The organism is Thioalkalivibrio sp. ALE14, from assembly GCF_000376845.1.
Taxonomy (GTDB): domain Bacteria; phylum Pseudomonadota; class Gammaproteobacteria; order Ectothiorhodospirales; family Ectothiorhodospiraceae; genus Thioalkalivibrio.
In genome coordinates this window covers 1-15,101 of sequence record NZ_AQXY01000007.1, presented here as the reverse complement: position 1 = coordinate 15,101, position 15,101 = coordinate 1, and the positions used below count along the sequence as shown (strand labels likewise).

Sequence of the window (15,101 nt, the reverse complement as noted above, 5' to 3'; positions counted from 1 at the left end):
GGTCCACCAACCCGATCGAATCGACCTTCGCCACCGTGCGGCTGCGCACCCACAAGACCCGGGGCTGCGTGACCCGCAACACCGTCCTGAGCCTGACGTTCAAGCTCGGTCAGAGCGCGCAGAAGCGCTGGCGTCGGCTCCGGGGTTACGAATGGCTCGACAAGCTTGAGCGCGGGGTCAAGTTCATCGACGGCATCGAGCAGACCGATCCGACCAACGACGAGGAGTCATCCATCACCGACCGGAGCGCCGCCTGAACCTGCCATCGCTCATACACCAGACTTGACCATAACTCCGGTAACCCACGGAAAGATCGATGGAAAATTGTCTAGAAAGGGTGTAATTGGAGCTTATCGCGGCCATTTTGGCTATGAAATGGGCCTTCCAGGGAGGGAAGCCATGCCACGGGCGAATCGCCATCACTTGCCGGGCCATGTCTGGCATATCACGCACCGGTGCCATAAGCAGGAGTTTCTGCTGAAGTTCGGGCGCGACCGCCGGTTATGGCGGTACTGGCTGTATGAGGCGCGGCGGCGCTACGGTCTCTGTGTGTTGAATTACATCGTTACGTCCAACCACGTGCATTTGCTGCTGCGGGATGAGGGCCGTGGCGAGATCCCGCGGGCCATGCAGTTGATCGCGGGGCGAGTCGGTCAGGCTTACAACCGGCGCAAGGGCCGGAAGGGCGCGTTCTGGGAGGACCGCTACCACGCGACGGCGGTAGCGACCCGCACCCATTTGGCGCGTTGTCTGGTGTAGATCGACCTGAATATGGTGCGGGCGGGGGTGGTGCAGCATCCGCGCGAGTGGGATGCCAGCGGTTATCGAGAGATCCAGGAGCCTCCGGATCGGTACCGCGTGATTGACCGCCAAGCGCCACAGGAGTCACTGGAGATCGGTTCATTACCAGAGCTGAGGGAATGCCATCGAATGTGGGTGGACGATGCGCTTGCGTCGGATCGTGCCAGTCGGGACGATCGCTGGACGACGTCCGTGGCCGTGGGCAGTCGGCCGTATGTGGACGAAGTGCACCGATCTCTGGGGGTAAGAGCGCCGGGACGGCAGGTGGGGCAGTCGGGCGATACGGCGTGGGTTCGTGAGGGTGGTGCGAGTTACAGCGTGAATACCCTTTGACCCCGACGCAGAAGAAGAGGACACCCATGATTCTTGTCTTCGTCAAGCCTGTGGCGGGCAAGAAAGAAGAGGACACCCATGATTCTTGTCTGGGAAGGCCGCTACAAGAGCCAGGCGCTACTGGACGATGCGGCCGTGCTGACGTGCATGAGCTACGTGGACCTGAACCCTGTACGCGCGGGGATGGCGGAGACGGAAAGAAGAGGACACCCATGATTCTTGACGGTCTGAGCGGGCCGGACTAGGTTTCAGGGGGAGTGCATGGACCAGGGAGGGTCCGGAGATGACGCGAGCCAGGAAGGAGCTCGTCTCGGTCGAGACGACGCCGTATTACCACTGTATTTGTCGCTGTGTTCGTCGCGCGTTCCTGTGTGGCGAGGATTTCTATTCTGGACGTAACTACGAGCACCGCCGAGGCTGGGTGCTGGAGCGTCTGCGCGCGCTTCAGGACGTGTTCGCCGTGGACGTGTGTGCGTACGCGGTGATGTCGAACCACTATCACCTGGTGGTGCGCTTGGATGCAGACCGCGCGACGGCGTGGAGCGAGGGCGAGGTGATGGAGCGCTGGGCGCGCTTGTTTGCGTTGCCGCTGCTGGTCGCGCGGTACCGGGCGGGGCATACGGGCACGGTGGCTGAACGGGAGAGGGCGCAGGCGCAGATCGCCCTGTGGCGGGAGCGTTTGCAGGACCTTTCGTGGTTCATGCGCAGCCTGAACGAGCATCTGGCGCGGCGCGCCAATGCGGAGGATGGCTGCAAGGGCCGCTTCTGGGAAGGCCGATACAAGAGCCAGGCGCTACTGGACGATGCGGCCGTGCTGACCTGCATGAGCTACGTGGATCTGAACCCGGTGCGCGCCGGGATGGCGGATACGCCGGAGGCGTCCGATTTCACCTCGATCCAGCAGCGTATTCGGGCGTTGGCTAGGGAGGGCCAGGAGCAAGATGGTCCAGCGTGTGAGGGCGACGAGCCTCGCCTGACCGTATTGGGCCGGGAAGGCGACGATCCGCATGCCAATGCGGTGGCCTTTACCACGGAGGACTACCTGGAGCTGGTGGACTGGACCGGGCGCGCGATCCGCGAGGACAAGCGCGGGGCCATCCCGGAATCCATTCCGCCGATCCTGGAACGCCTGCGGATCGATCCAGTGCATTTCCTGCGGCATGTCGGCAGGGGGCGGGGTACCCACCATGTGGCAGCGCTGGGGCGAGTGGAGTGCATGAGGAGCGCGGCGGTATCGGCAGGTAGGTGTTATATCAAGGGTCTCGGGGTGTCGGCGGGCCTCTTTTCAGGTGCGGGCGGACGGGCATGTACGCCTTAAGCCGCAGGTTGTTCCGCGCTGGTCGGCGCCGTTGCAGACCGACATGCATACACGGGAAAGCGGGCTGTCTCTGGAGGCGGGCTGTATACGTTGGTAATATACACAGATGATCCAGTGGAAGGACATTACCGGGTTCGACTGGGACGAGGGAAATGCCCGGAAGAGCGTGGACAAACATGGTGTGGGCCAGTCAGAGGCGGAGCAGGTGTTCTTCAATACCCCGTTGCTGGTTCTGGCGGACGAGGTACACAGTCGGAGTGAGCCCCGCTACCACGCGTTGGGTATCACTCATGAAGGTCGCCGGCTGCACATTACGTTCACGCTGCGCGAGCGAAGCACGAGAATCCGTGTGATTTCGGCCCGAGATATGCACCGCAAAGAGCGAGCCATCTATGAGCAAGACCAAGAAGATTCCTGAGTTCCAGGACGAGGCAGAAGAGCGGGCGTTCTGGGAGAGTCATGATTCCAGCGACTACGTCGATTGGAACCGTGCCGCGGCGGTTGAGCTCCCGAATCTCAAGCCTTCTACCCGGACGATCTCCCTGCGCTTGCCGGAGTCGCTCCTCGACCGCATCAAGATCGAAGCCAACAAGCGTGACATGCCCTACCAATCCCTGATCAAGGCGTGGCTGGCGGACGACGTGGACGAGGCCCGCAAAAAGGGCTAACGGCGATGACAGCGGGGCGAGGAGATACGGGGGTTGTCGAGCGTCGGCAACCGGAGTTGTTGGAGGCTTGGAATGGGTTCTTTGGCCACGAACGCGGATGCGCGTGTTGCCTCCGTGGATTTCACCGAGCATGACCTGGTGGTCGGCCTGATGGACGGTCGACGGATTTCGGTCCCGCTCGAGTGGTACCCGCGTCTGGCTCATGCAACACCCGAGCAGCTCCGGACCTGGGAGATCTGTGGCGGGGGCTACGGAATCCACTGGCCTGAACTCGACGAAGACCTCAGCACCGAAGGATTGCTGCGAGGCGCACCGGCACCCGCCCGCTGAGGCTTGCTGGACCAGGGGCCGAGATTTTCGACCTTTTGTCACCTTTCGAGCGAGCCATCTATGAGCAAGGACGCAGAAGAAGAGGACACCCATGATTCTTGTCTTCGTCAAGCATGTGGCGGGCGACCGGCCGCTGTCTCTCAGTTGGGTTTCTCACCGTAGCAGCGGCCGGTCTGGCTCGTCGCCGAGTCCCAGGCATTGATGGCCTCGAGGCATCACACCGCGAGCGCGGATACCGGCTCAGTCGTGGCGTGCCAGCACCTGGGCTCGGTCGATGGTGTTGCGCTCGGTGTTCGGCGCAATCTCCAGCAGCCGCGCCGCCCAGCGTGCCGCCGCATCCGCATCACCCGCTGCCTCGGCGGCACGAACGGCACCGAAGAGCGTGTTGTAACGTCCCGGCCACATGCCGTCGGACTGCTCGAACGCGGTTAGCGCCTCGTCCGGGCGGTCCAGTGCGAGCAGCAGCTCGCCGAGCGCCTCGTAGGGTGGAAACAGTGCGCCCGGGCTCACCGGGTGTTTCTCTACCGAGGACTCGAGCTCGCCGGCCGTGCGCAACAGTTCGACAGCACGCTCGTGGTCGCCTTCGGCATGCGCGATGAAGCCGGCCAGGATGTGCCGGTCGGCCTCGATGTAGACCGGGAAGCGGTCGTCAGGGGCCGATTCGGCTCCTTCGGCCAGGTTCGCCAGCCGCTGCTCGGCCTCGCGGGCGGTTTCCAGATCGCCGGTGTGGACCGCGCCCAGGCCGCGGGCGTACCAGCTCAGGCCCTCGGCCCAATGGAAGTTCTCCCAGGCGATGTAGTCGGGCACGCGTGGCTCGATCGCGGCCGCAGCGTCCCAGTCACGCTGCTCGACCGCCAGCCGTGCCGGTATCGCGGCCAGGTGAAACGCCCCGGGGAAGGAACCCTGGTGACGACCCTCGTCGAACGCGGTCCGGTGAATCTCGTCGGCGGCCGAGTCTTCGCCGCGCTGCAGATGACCGTAGACGAGGTAGTCGACGGCATGGATGTAGTGGAACGAGATCGCACCGTTGACGTCGTGTTCCCGCGCGACTTCGGCCGAGCGCTCGTTCCAGTCGATCACCTGCGGCCAGTCGCCAAGGCGTACGTAGATGTGCGACGGCATGTGCAGTGCGTGCGGCACGTCGGGCGCGATCTTGCCGTAGGATTCGACCATCGCGAGGGCGTTCTCGGCACGCCCGTCGGCGTCGGTGGCATGAATCGCGTAGTGGATGGCGCCAGGGTGGGTCGACTCCTCTTCCCACACGCGCTTGAGGATCGCCTCGGCCTCGTCGTGTAGCGCATCACGGTCATCGGCCCGTGTGGCTTCGGTCAGCAGTGACAGCGCGTAGAGCGCAGCGATGTCGTGATCGTCCGGGTAGGCCCGGTACGCGGTCGCCATGCCCTGGGTCCAGCCGGCGAGGCGATCCCATTGCCGGTCGGTTTCCGGCTCGAAGAAGGCCGCGGTCGCCTCGATCAGCGCCTGTTCGCGCTCATCGTTGACCGTGGCGCGCGCCTGCTCGATCGCGTCGCGGCCACGGGCCACTTCGGCATCGCTCGGCGTGGTGGCCCACAGTGGCTGGAACAACGTGGTCGCCACCCCCCAGTGGGCCATCGCGCAGTCGGGGTGGGCCTCGGCGATCGTGGCGAACTCGCCGCGGGCCTGCTCGTACATCATGTGGTGCATCAGCCCGAGGGCATGTTCAAACGCCTTTGCGGCTTCGCCCACGCAATTTGCGCCGAACGAGACCGTGCCGAGCTGCTGCTTGGCTCCGACCGCTGAGTGGGTGGGATCGTTCTGGGCTGCAACCCCGGTTGCAAGCATCGCGGTCAGCAGCATCAGTGGGATTCTGGTCATGGTCAGCCTCCGTTCCATGCTTGGTGTACACATGGCGTTGGGTGCACCGGTGATGCGAATAACGGACCGTCGGGGAGGCGCTGCCTCGCGAGAGCGGGGTCCGGATCGGCATCACCGGATTCGAGTCTAGAAATCGGATCGCACGGGGGCTTGCAGAATGTTGCGGTCAAGGCGCGTTTCTTGCGGTTCCTTGTTGCGGATCGCGGCTGGCTGACACGCTGATGCCGCGACGGACTACCCAGGTTGGACCTTGTCTTGGTTCCCCGTTACCGGGCGTCGCCTTGCAGTCGGCTATCGTGCTCCGGCCCGGGGTTTCAGGCTGGAAGCGCCTTGGCCTGCAGGCATAACAGGGTCTGCAGGCATAACAGGGTCGGACCTCGGTAACCTACGGAAAAACCGAGGGAAACCGGTCTAGAAAGGGCGGGATTCGAGCTTAAAGCGGTCATTTTGGCCATCAAATTGGCATTCCAGGGAGGGAAGCCATGCCACGGGCGAATCGCCATCATCTGCCGAGCCATGTCTGGCATATCACCCACCGGTGTCACAAGCGGGACTTTCTGCTGAAGTTTGCGCGCGACCGCAGGCTCTGGCGCTACTGGCTGTACCAGGCGCGCAAGCGTTACGGGCTCTGTGTGCTCAACTACATGGTGACCTCCAACCATGTACACCTGCTGGTGCGCGATGGGGGCGGAGGCGAGATTGCGCGTTCCATGCAGTTGATCGCGGGCCGGGTTGGCCAGTCATACAACCGGCGCAAGGCGCGCAAGGGCGCTTTCTGGGAAGACCGCTACCATGCCACTGCCGTGCAGACCGGGACCCACCTCGTGCGCTGCCTGGTGTACATCGACCTGAACATGGTCCGGGCGGGGGTGGTGAAGCATCCATCGGAGTGGGAAGCCAGCGGATATCGGGAGATCCAGGCGCCACCGGACCGTTACCGGGTCATTGATGAGCCGGCCCTGCTGGAGGCGTTGGGGATCGGGTCCGTAACCGAGCTGAGAGAGTGTCATCGTTTGTGGGTGGAGGAGGCGCTGGCCTCGGATCACGCCCGTCGGGATGAGCGGTGGACGACGGCCGTTGCGGTAGGGAGCCGGCCGTATGTGGACGAAGTGCACCGGGCCCTGGGGGCGCGGTCGCCGGGGCGCCACGTTGAAGAGACGGGGGATACCGCATGGGTGCGCGACGATGGGGCGAGTTATGGGGTTGATCAACAGTTTTGACGGAGAAATGGGGCGGATAAGCGTTTAGAAACGGGGTTTGGCGCGATATAAATCCATTAAGTCAGTAGGTTGTCGTGGTCCGACCCCGTCGCCGACCGGAGTCGGTCAGGCTTACAACCGGCGCAAGGGTCGGAAGGGGGCGTTCTGGGAGGACCGCTACCACGCAACGGCGGTAGAGACCGGCACCCATTTGGCGCGTTGTCTGGTGTACATCGACCTGAACATGGTCCGGGCGGGGGTGGTTCAGCATCCCTCTGACCGGGAAGCCAGCGGGTATCGAGAGATCCAGGACCCGCCGGATCGATACCGCGTAATGGACCAGCAAGCGCTGCTGGACTCGCTGGAGATGGGTTCATTCTCAGAGCTGAGAGAATGCCATCGAATGTGGGTGGAGGATACGCTGGCTTCGGAAAGTGCGAGCCGGGACGATCGCTGGACAACGTCCGTGGCCGTGGGTAGCCGGCCGTATGTGGATGAAGTGCAGAGGGCGTTGGGGATACGTTCGCCGGGGCGCGAGGTGGAACAGGCGGGGGATACCGCGTGTGTTCGTGAGGATGCCGCGAGTTATGCCATGGACGGGCGGTTTTGACCATGAAAATGGCGGATAAGGCATTCATGGACGGGCGGCGGGCACAATAATGTCCGTTAAAACAGTCAGGTAGCGGGGTCCGACCCCGATCTTCCCCCGATCTTCATAGGGCGGTCAGTCAAGGACGAACGGTGAATGCTCGACGGGGGTAGGCGATTGCGGGCGGTGCGCTTCATGATGAAGTGTTGCCGGGCTGGTCACTGACGGATTCAGTCAGGGCGCCTGCGACGGCGATGCGGGTGACGCAGGCGAAGAACTCACCGGCGTCGATGGCTCGGCGCACATCCTCCCACCACAGTGCTAGATCCCGGGCATCGATTCCGGCGGCGCGGGCGACATCCAGGCGGGATTCCAGGAATGCCACCCAGTTGGGATCACCGGTACTGACGTGGTCGACGAATGCATGCACCTGCACATCCCGACAACCCGCCTGGCGGAACAGGGCGGTCAGGCGCCGGCCGGAGGCGGCATTCGCCTGCCGGTCGGTGTTGGCATGTACGATGCGCCGCACGAGGTCGGTGTCTCCGGGGGAAATGCACAGGCTGTCCCAGTCCGTTTCCACGACCAGCACCCTGCCGCCGGAGCGCGTCACCCGCAACATCTCACGGATGGCCGCGAAGGGATCGGGCAGGTGCAGCAGCAGCCAGCGGGCGAATACACGGTCAAAACGTCCAGCGGGGAAGGGCAGTGCGCCTGCGTCGCCCTGTACGCCGAGCGCACGCCGGTTTCGTTGTCGGGCGTGCGCCAGCAAAGCGGCGGAGCGATCCAGTGCACAGACCGTGCCGCGGGCGGTGACGCGGGCGGCCAGATGGTGCGCGACGTGGCCGGCGCCTGCGCCCACATCGAGCACGTCGTGCCCCGGTTTCAGTTGCAGGAGATCGGGATAGCGACGTACCGCCGCCTGTTCCGCCGGCGTACCGTGTAGTTGCTCGATGCGCGACAGCGCCATGTGCGCATTGTCATCGCTGTCGACGGCCGCCCAGCGGTCGGGTCCATGCGGGTCAGAGCGCATGCCTGTCCGCGATGGTTTGTGCCGTATGCAGGGCATGCCGGCACAGGACCTGTTGGCGGCGATCGAGCTCGGGGTCATCGCCTGCGTCGTCATTGTCGGCCAGCACGAAACCCAGTTGCAGGAAGACCCGCAGCCAGCCGAGTGCCCAGGCGGCATTGAAGGCTTCGCGATCCACCTTGTGTCCCAGAAGATTCTCCAGTGGCTCCAGGTATGCATCCCGCATCCAGAGTCTGTCCTCGGGGCGGCGTCTGTCATCGGGCGGATAGGCCCAGTACTGCAGGAACCAGTGCCAGGTGAGATCCAGTGCCGCGGGCCCGTGCATGGCGAAGTCCCAGTCGAACATCACCACCCGGTCCCCTACGAATGCGAGGTTCGCTCCGCGTGTGTCCCCGTGGAGGCAGGTGGGTGGAAACGGTTCCAGTGCAGTGACCACCTTCGGCCAGGCCCGGCACAGATCAAGGTAGGTGTCGGCGTCCCGCGCTCCCAGCAGTTCGAGGAAACGCGGCATAAAGGCGGCGGCAACCCCGAATTCGCCGGCGGCGCCCTCGGCCCAGGTGGTGCGGGCATCGCCGGTTGCCGCGTAGATGGCCGTCTCGACGAACACCCCGGTGGTGCCGGCCGGTGTCCCCAGATTTCCGGCCAGCCCCGGTTCGCCCCAGGCACCTGCATGCAGAGCCGCCAGGGCCTCGAACAGCCGCAGCGTATGTTGTTCGGTCCAGTGCCCGCGAGCCACGATGCCTTCCGAGACATCATCCATGAGGACCCACCACTCGTCCCGTTCAGAGTGATAGCTCACGTCGAAGGTGGGGTTCGCCAGGGGAGGGGGCACGCCCCGGGTCGCGCCGGCCAGCCAGAACACCGCTTCGCCTTCGGTGCCGAGGCCGCGGGCGAAGGCCCGCCACCTCGGCACCCGCTTGAGGACATAGTGTGGACCCGTCCCGCACACGAGCCGGCTTACGGGCTGGCTGGTTCGCCCCCCTGTCAGGGGGGCACTGCGGGGTGCCCGTGCATCGGCCGGCGGCTCACGTCCCGCCCTGCGCAGCGCCGCGGTGAGAAACTCGCCATCGGGTGCACCCCTGACGGTGGGTGCGTGGGCGGCAGGATCGTTCGTCGTCGACATGACTCGTCTCCCGGTGTCGGACTCTGGTGATCAGACCCGGCCGCGTGCGGCTTCCCTTGCGGAAGCCACCCGCGTCAGGCCTGGTCGCACGCAGTTCTCACGGCGGGCCTGACAGGTCATCACGCAGAAGAGGACACCTATGACTTGGCTCGCTGTGGTGTGTCCGGCGCCGCATCGCCCAGGGGGCCGGGCTCTTACGCGCGCGGCCGGGGCGGGACGCCGGACCAGGCTTTTGTCCCCGTTAGTCGAGGATGCCGTGGTCGCGGCCGATGGCACGGGCTCGGGCCTTAAGAACGGGACACTCATGGTTTCCAGGGAAACGCTGCTTGCTCAGGGCACGACCCGGACACCGATGACCTGCTGAGGCATCCTCCCGGGGCTGTCCCGTTCAGGGCCAGGCCCGATTGCCTCCACCTGTGGGAGGGGCGGGCCTTTATGTCGTGTTTTCTAGGCGTTTGGAGAAACTGGTGCCTACGCTTCGGGCATCACGTTGGTCGCGCTCGGGCCCTTCGGGCCTTGTTCTACCTCGTAGGAGACTTGCTGTCCCTCGGCGAGGGTCTTGAATCCGCTGCCCTGGATATTGCTGTGGTGCACGAATACGTCCTTGGAGCCATCCGAGGGGGTAATGAAACCGAAGCCCTTTTCGTCACTGAACCATTTCACTGTACCGGTAGCCATTCTGTCCTGCTCCTTGCGATTGGAGTCGACGCGGACAGGCGTTTCCGGCCGAGTCCGTCGACATGGTGCTGCGCTGCGCCGCAGTGTCTGTCTGGCGGCAGTCCCTGTGCCGCGAGAATAGGGCGAGGGCCTGCCAGTCAGCGCGACTGCTGGCGCGGGGCATGTGCGCGATGTCGCCCTTGCTTGTTTTATAGCAGTTTGCTCGGGAATTGGGGCGATTACGCCTGGATCCGGAACGCCCGCGCAGTCGCATCATGGTGGGAAGAAGGGGACACCCATGATTTCTTGCGGGTGACGATCCGCATGCCAATGCGGTGGTCTTTACTGCGGAAGACTACCTGGAGCTGGTCGACTGGACCGGGCGCGCGATCCGGGAGGACAAGCGCGGGGCCATCCCGGAATCCATTCCGCCGATCCTGGAACGTCTACGGATCGATCCGGTGCATTTTCTGCGGCACGTCGGGCGTGGGGGAAGGACCCACCACGTGGCAGCACTGGGGCGCGTCGAACGCATGTGTGAAGCGGCTGCGGACCTGGGGGATGGTTCATCAAGGGGGTAGGCGTTTCGCGACGGATGTTTGTGCAGCATCCCGTGGGTTCCTGAACGAGCGTTGGCAGGAGAGCAGGCGGATGCCGACGGTGCTCAGGGATGGGCCGTATCGTCTCTACTGGGTCAGCCAAGAGCCGGACGAACCACCCCATGTGCATGTGGACCGGGGCGAATGCTCGGCCAAGTTCCGCGGTGTCGTGCAGAAAACAATCGTTGGAACAATGGGATAAAGGCATCCAAAGATGTAATTGAAATGAGCAAACAAGTCGGTCGGCTGGTAGCATTCAAATAACGAGATGGTCTTGTGCCGAAGTCGTCTCGATGCCGTGGGGGTGAGGTCCGTAATCCCGCGGGCGCCCCACCACAAGCCACGGTGGAGGTGTGACATGTTGAGGAAGCGCGAGACTGCGTGGACCCCGGCATCTGCCTGGGAACACGTGTTGCGGAACGAGCCGCTGTTCATCCTCGATCTGCGCAACGCAGACGAGTTCGCCAACTGGCGGGTGGAAGGACCCACGCAGCTGCCGACGAAGAACGTTCCCTATTTCGATCTGCTCGACCTTGATCCCGAGAGTGAAGACGAGGATGTGACCGAGGCCGCGATGAAGGGGATCCGCGAGCACCTGATGGACGAGCTGCCCGCCGATCGCACCATTCTTGCGGTCTGTCCGGCAGGGCATACTTCGGCCCATGTGGCCGAGGCGTTGCGGGATCTGGACTTCGAGGCGGTGAACCTGGAAGGTGGAATGGAGGCCTGGGCCCGCTTCTACTACTGGCGGCCGGTGGTGGAGGAAGAGCACTACGGCCTGTATCAGGTGGTGCGCCCGGCCCGTGGATGCCTCAGCCATGTGCTGGTCAGTGACCACCGCGCCGCGGTGTTCGACCCGGCGCGGCACATCGAGGTCTATCACGACTTCGCGGCGGAGTGGGATGCCCGGATCGTGAGCGTGTTCGATACCCACCTGCACGCCGACCACCTGAGTGGCGGGCCGGCCCTCGGTGAACGCAGCGGGGTGCCGTATCACCTGCATCCCTTTGATGCGATCCACCCGGTCGATATGGTGCCTGCCCGGATGGGCTTCGAGTTCCTGCGCGGCGCGCAGACCATCCACGTGGGTCAGGCCGAGGTGGAGACGCTGCACATCCCGGGGCACACCCTGGGGATGGTGGCGTTTCTGGTCGAGGGTCGCTACCTGCTGACCGGCGACAGTCTGTTTCTGGAATCCGTCGCGCGCCCGGATCTGGGCGGCAAAGCGGATACCTGGACACCGCTTCTGTATCGCTCGCTGCGCGAACTGATGCAGCTGAACGACGACCTGGTGGTGCTGCCGGGGCACTTCAGCGACATCACCATGGGCGATGACGAAGGGCGCTATCAGGCGCGTCTGGGCGAGCTGAAGGCACACAACCCGGGGCTGGTGAAGGTCGCCGAGGGCGAGGAGGTCTTCGGCCGCTACATCATGGACAGCCTTCCGGAGCTGCCGGAGGCCTACTTCGACATCAAGCGCGCGAACGCCGGTCTCGAGGAACCGGATGAGGCGCGTGCCACCGAGCTGGAAGAGGGCCGCAACGCCTGCGCGGTGTCCGGTTAGGCCGGCTAACGCCGGAGTCGTGAGCGGCCTGCAGAACCTCGGTGGTGTCCTTGTACGCGCCCGGGGCCTCTTCGGCTACGCCGCGAAGGCTGGGGTGCGGATGAGGATGCCGCGCACGGCCAGCAAGTCGATCAGGGCGCGCCCGCGCCAGTGGCGGGTGGCCCGCGATCAGAGAAGCGGCCACGCATGATTGGTTCCGAATCCTTGGTTTACACGCCAGTAAGAAGAGCGCGCCACCCAGCCGAGGGCTGTCGCTGGCGAACGGCTTGCCGGCGTCAAGGATTCAATTACCGTCTCTGGATGCATGCTCCCCGGGTGTCTCGATGCCGCAGCGTTCGTCCAGAACCAGAGCTTCGTCGGGGCCGACCGGAAGCGTCAGCCCGCCCTCGGCCGGCACGCCCAGGAGGGTGGCGATGACAATCGCCGGCACTTCGCCGGGATTCCGGGCGGTGTGTACCTCATTGCCCGGATCGACGACCGCAGTGCCTGGACTGAGCCGGCGTGCATCGCAGTCCTCGGCGAAGATGAACTCCAGTTCCCCTTCGGCAATGCTGACGAGCACGGTGCCGGGATGGGTGTGCCAGGGAAAAATCGCCCCTGGCTGAATGGTGAACTCCATCACCACGAGCGATGAGGCATCGTCGATCTCGACTGTGTGCCGCGCAAGCCCGGGGAGTGTCTGGGTAAGTTGAACGGATACCTCGCCAGAGAAGGTGTGGCGTTCGGTCAGCGGCTCGGCAGTGATCGGGGCGGGCTCGGCTGCCGCACCGGCGCCAAGGGCGAGGGCACTGGCAAACGCCCCAAGCGAGATGATCGCGTGGCGGATTCGGGACCGGGAAAGGCAGTGAGTAAACATGTCAGCCTCCATTCACGTTTTGGGAGTAGAGGCGCATCGGCGCCCGGATACCCGGACGATGCGCCGTGAACCGGATGACGGGCACTTGCGTTCGAGCTATCCGGCAGCGTAATTGACGGTCGTCAGGACACGGATAAAGGTGCTGTCGATCACCGCGGTGTCGTGCAGAGTGCGGTCCCATGCACCGATGGTGAAATTCGAGATGACCACATCGTCGTGCGCATGCTCGAAATTGACCTTCACGCTCTCGGCGACCTGGGGTGTCATGTCGGCGAGGAGCTTCTCGAAGAAGTCACGGATCGCTGCCTCGCCCGCTATGACCCCGTCAGCGGTCATGATCACCGAGGCTTCGGTGAAGTCCGCCATCACGGCATCCACATCGCCCGCGAGACCCGCCTGAAGATGGCGGTGCCAGACTTCCCGAGGGCTCGTCAGGGTTGGAGAGATGGGTTCGGGTTTCATGATTGGCCTCCCGCTGATTGCAGTGCCTGAGGTGCTTGGCGACCGGTGACAGAACGGTGGATGATTTGGGTGATGCCTCCGCAGCCTGCATTGCCGCGGGGCCCGGTGGTCGCCGGGACCACGTTGTGGCTACCCGCCGGTTCTTGGTCGACCTGCTGTGCTAGGTTCATGGTTGGCCTCCTTTGCTGGTGTGGGCTGCAGCTGTGGCGCTGCCAGTCCACTCTCGCAAGACGCCAAGGGTCGGACTAGTTCAGGAAGTGAACTGTTTCCGGGAGAACGGCATTGGAGGTGACGGCACAACGTGACCGGAGATGCGGCATGACGGCGCAGGTGCGATACGGGCAGTTCTGCCCGGTGGCGAAGACCTCCGAGATCCTCACGCGGCGCTGGACGCCCCTCATCATGCGCGAGCTGATCAGTGGGTCGACAGGGTTCAACGAGATCCATCGCGGCGTTCCGCTGATGTCGCGCGCCCTGCTCTCAAAACGCTTGAAGGAGCTTGAGGATGCGGGTGTGATCAGCCATGAGGAAAAACCGCCCGCCTATAAGCTGACCGAGGCTGGCGGGGAGTTGGCGCCGGTGATCGTCGCGATGGGCGTCTGGGGCCAGCGCTGGGTAGAAAGCGCTTCCGATGGACCGGATTGGGATGCAGGGGTGTTGATGTGGGATATGCGGCGCCGAATCGACACCGGGATGCTGCCTCCAGGGCGGATCGTGCTGCAGTTCGACTTCGCGGATGCCCCGGCCGAGCTGCGGCGCTGGTGGCTCTTGATCGAGGATGACGATGTCGATCTCTGCCAGTCGGATCCCGGTTTCGAGGTTGACCTGTTTGTCCGTTCCACCGTTCGCGCGATGGGGCGTGTCTGGATTGGCCAGCGTGGCCTGCGTGCCGCCCTGAACGCCGAGGACATCGTTCTGTACGGTGACAGGAGGCTCGCGCGCAGCATCCCGGACTGGCTGCAACTGTCGGTCATCGCCGAAGAGGCAGCGCGTCAGCGGCCGACGTCTGGCCGAGACAAGCCAGGAAGAGCAAGAAAAGGACACCCATGATTGCTTTCCGAAAACTGACCCCGAGGTGTTCCGAATGTGGCTCGATCGTCTCCACCAGCGCGGCAGGTGGGTCGCCGGAAAATAGATCTTTCGCCTTCGCTGTGCGGTCGTTAAAGCAGGGCGACCCGGTTGCGGCCGGATTCCTTCACGCTGTACAGCGCATCGTCGACGCGCTTGAGCAGACTGCGGGGCGATTCATCGAAACGATACTCCGTGACTCCGAGGCTTGCTGTGACCTGCTCCTGTATCGGGAATCGTGTCCGGGCCAGCAGGGCACGCAGAGTCTCTGCCAAGGCGCCGGCGTCCTCTGCCTTGGTCTCCGGCAGGATTGCCAGGAACTCTTCGCCGCCCCAGCGTATCAGCACGTCGCTGCCGCGCAGGTTGCCTTCCAGCGTGTCGAGTTACTGTCGAAAGTGGTGTACGGGGGGATTGAGGAAGGCGGCGTATCCGGCTGGAATGGAAGTGCGAGCAACCAGCCAGCCAGAGGAGATACGCCACCATGGCTCACGATACGACAGAGCACCCGAACGGACCAGAGGACCCGTTGACCGATCTGCTGCGCCGCGGGGCGCGGGATCTGATCAAGCAAGCGGTGGAGGCCGAGTTGCAGACGTTCATGGAGACCTACGCGGAGGATCGTTTGCCGGATGGTCGCCGGGCGGTGGTGC

15 protein-coding genes and 7 pseudogenes are annotated in these 15,101 nt (G+C 64.2%); 14 read left to right on the top strand and 8 right to left on the bottom strand.

What is annotated here, in order from left to right:
- From F572_RS0100285 to F572_RS0100255, 7 genes and pseudogenes are all read left to right on the top strand, one after another.
- Positions 1-257 (top strand): annotated as a pseudogene (locus F572_RS0100285) (IS256 family transposase); the annotation flags it as partial.
- A 142-nt stretch (positions 258-399) separates the two neighbouring features.
- Positions 400-1,134: pseudogene (locus F572_RS15850) on the top strand (transposase).
- A 78-nt stretch (positions 1,135-1,212) separates the two neighbouring features.
- The gene (locus F572_RS15580) at positions 1,213-1,350 is read left to right on the top strand and encodes a hypothetical protein (protein ID WP_369772115.1); all 138 of its coding nucleotides are present in this window, start codon (positions 1,213-1,215) and stop codon (positions 1,348-1,350) included.
- 67 nt (positions 1,351-1,417) lie between these two features.
- The gene (locus tag F572_RS0100270; protein WP_017940442.1) at positions 1,418-2,452 is read left to right on the top strand and encodes a transposase; all 1,035 of its coding nucleotides are present in this window, start codon (positions 1,418-1,420) and stop codon (positions 2,450-2,452) included.
- Positions 2,453-2,558: 106 nt separating this feature from the next.
- On the top strand, positions 2,559-2,870 hold the full coding sequence (locus F572_RS0100265) for a BrnT family toxin (protein ID WP_017940443.1): 312 nt from the start codon (positions 2,559-2,561) through the stop codon (positions 2,868-2,870).
- Positions 2,845-3,120, top strand: coding sequence for a BrnA antitoxin family protein (locus F572_RS0100260; protein WP_017940444.1), 276 nt, complete (start codon positions 2,845-2,847; stop codon positions 3,118-3,120). The genes F572_RS0100265 and F572_RS0100260 overlap by 26 nt, the downstream gene beginning before the upstream one ends.
- Before the next feature lie 72 nt (positions 3,121-3,192).
- Positions 3,193-3,450, top strand: a complete 258-nt coding sequence (locus F572_RS0100255; protein ID WP_017940445.1) for a DUF2442 domain-containing protein — start codon at positions 3,193-3,195, stop codon at positions 3,448-3,450.
- Positions 3,451-3,690: 240 nt separating this feature from the next.
- On the opposite strand, the gene F572_RS0100250 is transcribed toward F572_RS0100255, so the two are convergent.
- Positions 3,691-5,304 carry a hypothetical protein gene (locus tag F572_RS0100250; RefSeq protein ID WP_017940446.1) on the bottom strand — a complete coding sequence of 538 codons (1,614 nt, stop codon included), beginning with the start codon at positions 5,302-5,304 and terminating at the stop codon, positions 3,691-3,693.
- A 482-nt stretch (positions 5,305-5,786) separates the two neighbouring features.
- Here F572_RS0100250 and F572_RS0100245 point away from each other — a divergent pair, with 482 nt between their 5' ends.
- Positions 5,787-6,524, top strand: coding sequence for a transposase (locus tag F572_RS0100245; RefSeq protein ID WP_017940447.1), 738 nt, complete (start codon positions 5,787-5,789; stop codon positions 6,522-6,524).
- Between the two features lie 100 nt (positions 6,525-6,624).
- Positions 6,625-7,113, top strand: a pseudogene (locus F572_RS0100240) (transposase); the annotation flags it as partial.
- A gap of 172 nt (positions 7,114-7,285) precedes the next feature.
- Here the strand turns inward: F572_RS0100240 and F572_RS0100235 are convergent.
- The 3 genes from F572_RS0100235 to F572_RS0100225 form a co-directional block, all read right to left on the bottom strand.
- A complete protein-coding gene (locus F572_RS0100235) occupies positions 7,286-8,062 on the bottom strand; it encodes a methyltransferase domain-containing protein (RefSeq protein ID WP_231410883.1) in 777 nt (258 codons plus the stop codon).
- 52 nt (positions 8,063-8,114) lie between these two features.
- Complete coding sequence (locus F572_RS0100230; protein WP_231291060.1) at positions 8,115-9,245, bottom strand: phosphotransferase family protein; 1,131 nt, start codon at positions 9,243-9,245, stop codon at positions 8,115-8,117.
- A 471-nt stretch (positions 9,246-9,716) separates the two neighbouring features.
- Entirely contained in the window at positions 9,717-9,923 is a 207-nt protein-coding gene (locus F572_RS0100225) for a cold-shock protein (protein ID WP_017940451.1), read from the bottom strand.
- A gap of 290 nt (positions 9,924-10,213) precedes the next feature.
- On the opposite strand from F572_RS0100225, the pseudogene F572_RS0100220 reads away from it, so the two are divergent.
- From F572_RS0100220 to F572_RS0100215, 3 genes and pseudogenes are all read left to right on the top strand, one after another.
- Positions 10,214-10,527 (top strand): annotated as a pseudogene (locus F572_RS0100220) (transposase); the annotation flags it as partial.
- Between the two features lie 26 nt (positions 10,528-10,553).
- Positions 10,554-10,661, top strand: a pseudogene (locus F572_RS16040) (DUF4160 domain-containing protein); the annotation flags it as partial.
- 198 nt (positions 10,662-10,859) lie between these two features.
- Positions 10,860-12,065, top strand: a complete 1,206-nt coding sequence (locus F572_RS0100215; protein ID WP_026142868.1) for an MBL fold metallo-hydrolase — start codon at positions 10,860-10,862, stop codon at positions 12,063-12,065.
- Here F572_RS0100215 and F572_RS16035 read toward each other — a convergent pair.
- The 3 genes and pseudogenes from F572_RS16035 to F572_RS0100205 all read right to left on the bottom strand — a co-directional run.
- Positions 11,974-12,230: pseudogene (locus F572_RS16035) on the bottom strand (RtcB family protein); the annotation flags it as partial. The gene F572_RS0100215 and the pseudogene F572_RS16035 sit on opposite strands and share 92 nt — an antisense overlap.
- 118 nt (positions 12,231-12,348) lie before the next feature.
- Complete coding sequence (locus tag F572_RS0100210) at positions 12,349-12,921, bottom strand: cupin domain-containing protein (protein WP_017940454.1); 573 nt, start codon at positions 12,919-12,921, stop codon at positions 12,349-12,351.
- 96 nt (positions 12,922-13,017) lie between these two features.
- Positions 13,018-13,383, bottom strand: a complete 366-nt coding sequence (locus tag F572_RS0100205) for a hypothetical protein (RefSeq protein ID WP_017940455.1) — start codon at positions 13,381-13,383, stop codon at positions 13,018-13,020.
- A gap of 318 nt (positions 13,384-13,701) precedes the next feature.
- On the opposite strand from F572_RS0100205, the gene F572_RS0100200 reads away from it, so the two are divergent.
- Positions 13,702-14,433: a helix-turn-helix domain-containing protein gene (locus F572_RS0100200; RefSeq protein ID WP_017940456.1), complete on the top strand. Its 732-nt coding sequence runs from the start codon at positions 13,702-13,704 to the stop codon at positions 14,431-14,433.
- Between the two features lie 110 nt (positions 14,434-14,543).
- On the opposite strand, the gene F572_RS0100195 is transcribed toward F572_RS0100200, so the two are convergent.
- The gene (locus F572_RS0100195) at positions 14,544-14,825 is read right to left on the bottom strand and encodes a GGDEF domain-containing protein (protein WP_255349330.1); all 282 of its coding nucleotides are present in this window, start codon (positions 14,823-14,825) and stop codon (positions 14,544-14,546) included.
- A 107-nt stretch (positions 14,826-14,932) separates the two neighbouring features.
- On the opposite strand from F572_RS0100195, the pseudogene F572_RS15570 reads away from it, so the two are divergent.
- A pseudogene (locus F572_RS15570) lies at positions 14,933-15,101 on the top strand (IS256 family transposase); the annotation flags it as partial.